3 protein-coding genes and 1 pseudogene are annotated in these 2,980 nt (G+C 56.6%); all 4 read left to right on the top strand.

Going from position 1 to position 2,980, the window contains the following annotated elements:
- The coding region (locus ACW6W5_RS17805) for a VENN motif pre-toxin domain-containing protein (protein ID WP_193222883.1) at positions 1-1,273 on the top strand (1,273 nt) is incomplete at its 5' end.
- Positions 1,258-1,584, top strand: coding sequence for a hypothetical protein (locus ACW6W5_RS17800; protein WP_152154528.1), 327 nt, complete (start codon positions 1,258-1,260; stop codon positions 1,582-1,584). The genes ACW6W5_RS17805 and ACW6W5_RS17800, both read left to right, overlap by 16 nt.
- Before the next feature lie 308 nt (positions 1,585-1,892).
- Positions 1,893-2,236, top strand: a pseudogene (locus ACW6W5_RS17795) (endonuclease toxin domain-containing protein).
- A gap of 1 nt (position 2,237) precedes the next feature.
- On the top strand, positions 2,238-2,762 hold the full coding sequence (locus ACW6W5_RS17790; RefSeq protein WP_152154524.1) for a contact-dependent growth inhibition system immunity protein: 525 nt from the start codon (positions 2,238-2,240) through the stop codon (positions 2,760-2,762).
- Positions 2,763-2,980 lie beyond the last annotated feature (218 nt).

Raw genomic sequence — 2,980 nt, 5'->3', positions numbered from 1 at the left:
CAACGCAGCGAGCGGTGCAGGCGCAGCGGCCGGTGGCGAACTGGCGGCGAAGCTGCTGACCGAGGCGTTGTATCCCGGGTACACCGGCGAGCTGAATGATCAGCAGAAGCAGACGATTCTGGCGTTGTCGCAGGCGGTCGGGGCGGTGGCTGGTGGCATAGGTGGGGGCGGGGTCGCCACCGCAGCCTTGGGAGCAAATTTGGCAAGGAATGCAGTTGAGAATAATCGCCTCCTTAGCGACCCTGAAAAGGCAGCGCTGCGCAAGCTTGGCGCCGAAGGGTACGACATCGATAAGATAAATGCGGTCGCGTGCGCCATTGCAAAGTGTTGGGAGGGCGCGGAACTTGGTGTGATGTCCTTGGCAGTCAAAGAGCAAATTGCTGCGGTAATGGCAACACTGACAGATCAGCAGAAGGATGAGCTGCTCGCTTCGCTGCGTAATGAAGCTCCAGGGCACTTCAAGTACTCAACAGGTGACAAAATCTCCGATTGGTGGATGGGCAGCCCGTCAATTCAGGACGCAGTGGTACGCGCGGGCGGCGCACTGCAGGCGACAGGCGGGTATGTCACTGCCGTAGCAGGGGCGGGCACAACAGCCGTGGGTGGGGCTACTTGCTTCGAGACTGGCGTAGGGTGCTTCGCGCTCGTGGGGGGAGTTGCCATGTTGACGTGGGGTGCCGATAACATGGTAGCGGGGGGCACTACGTGGGCGTATGGAACGCAACAGCCGACTGCAGGTGGTTTGGGTATTTCGGCTCTAACCGGAATGTCACCGCAAAACGCGGAGCTCACGTACTCATTGCTTGGAATGGCTCCGGCATCGGCTCAGGCGTATGCCCTGAATAGAGCGGTCAATCTTGAGATCGCTGAAAATGCTTATGCGAGAGCAACGTACCTAAACCCCTTGCTCACGCGAAGAAGCGAGGCGTACTTCTGGTCTGGACTGGGTCCGGGCGGGTACACGGTTGCGGCTGGAGTTGCGTCCGGAAAGGGTGGCACAACGTTGGAGATGTTGATCGATTCCAGAAAGGTTGCGCTACCTACTTGGGATGCAGCAAATCCTGCATCTGTCAAAGCATGGCAGGATGTCTCATCCGCGTATGCAGAAAGTGCCTCTGGTACAGTCCGAGCAGTAGTCGGACCCAACCTTAGGCCAGGCAACATCTGGGAGACGTTCGAGCTGCCAGCGCTTAAGCAGAATCCCAAAGTTGATAAGATCATGACAGTCGACCCTTCTACTGGTAAGGAGAAGCTGGTGTGGTCAAGAAAGTAGACACTATGAGCCCAATGAAAATAAGTATAGGTTCCATTTTTGCTGCCTACTATGGATTCGGGTTTGAAGCGTATCCGAAGGCCAGTAGGGAACGCTTGGAGGAGTTGGTAGGTTCAGAGAACCTGCGTGATTCGGAGAAGTTGATCGAAGAAGTGGTCAGCGAGCTTGGGCAGCTTCGACCTGACTGGTCAACTCAATCCCTAGAATCCGTTGGTGATTGGGTCAAAGTGCAGATGCTTGCTACCCGCCCAACTCTGGACGGACTCTCTCTCGATACACTGGCGTGGGTGTTCACCTGGTCCAATCGATAGGCCATGTACGGAACACCTAGTCGGCGTTCCAATTGCCAGTGTGATGATGATTGACCTCCTCCCAATAATTTAGACCAGCCAGAACTAGAAAATTCGGCGACACTCAGGCCCAAGGAGGCCCGTCGCCATGTGGAACCGGCTGCGGGCGCACTATTGGTACGCCTGTATTGACCGAGACCGCCGGCGCGTTGGCAGTGCAGGCCGGACGGGTCGGCGGCCCAGTTGGCGTGGAGAACGTCGGCCTGGTCGCACAGGGATGCAATGGGGCAAGGGCATCCATGCCCTAGGAATACTATCTGGCGAAGTTGATGCCGGAAGAAGCCAAGTTATCGGCCAAGTTCAAGACGTTCGACTTCTTCGATGACGCGACTGGCTTGGCAATCAGCGCGAAAGATCTGCATGCAACCAAGCTTTCCCGACTGACCAATCCGCGGCAGATATTTACGACCCTGAGGGGAAATATTGACGATGCAGCTGCTTTACTGGACACCGGCTCAGCAATGTCAGCCTGTTCGCATCGCAGATAACGCAGCGTGAGGTCCATGTGGCAATTCCAAAGAACACCGGGTCGGCTCAGTGGGATGAGGTTATGAAGGCTGTGGAATACGGCAAGTTCAAGGGAATTACAGTCAAGGTCACCACGGTTGAGTGATATGAATGACGTTGAAAAGAGACCGTCCGCGGTCATATTGAGTGGGAAGGATTTCATTCTTGTGCATACCCTTTCAGGCTACCGAAGTATGCGATGGGACCCGTTGGGGGAAAAAATCTTGTTACATGGCGGCGCCGAAGATCACCTAATCGGTGAGGCCCTTCTTAGAGCGCTGGATGCAAGCCGCTTTGTTCTCGCCGCGCCTCGTCATGACGTCTGGATCCATCCGGACGTGACCTTTGACAAGGACCTTTACGACCTGAAATTGAACGGGCAGTACTACGAGGCATGTGTTGACGACGTTGTGCGTCAATTGGGGTACAAGAACAAGCGTGCGCTGTTCAAGTCTGTATCCAGCTGCCATGCCGAGCGCATTCGCGAGCAGATAGTCGTATCCCCTTCCGTCCAAGAAAAGCTCGATGCATGGGCAGCGCTGCCGGAAGATCAGAACGTCGTTTTGAGCGCCACAAGCACTCCTTCAGAGATTGGCGTCGGCGTTCGCCTTGCTATTTCACGCTGTAGTTGAACATCGGGCAGATCTATCAGCCATCGGGGCGCGGCCACTGCTGGTAGGACCGGGCTGACGTGGCGGAAAGCATGTCCAAGAACAGCCAGGTGGGCGGCCGGGTGCAGGTGTCGTTCGGCACCGCCTGGAGTGCCGACGGCTACGCCAGCGGAGGCAAATCCAACGGCAGTTATCAGGGCGTGGGCCAGCAGTCGGGCCTGTTCGCCGGTGATGGCGGC

It is taken from the genome of Stenotrophomonas sp. IS26 (assembly GCF_054188265.1).
Note: the sequence above shows the minus strand (reverse complement) of the source record. Positions and strands in the feature narration are given on the sequence as shown.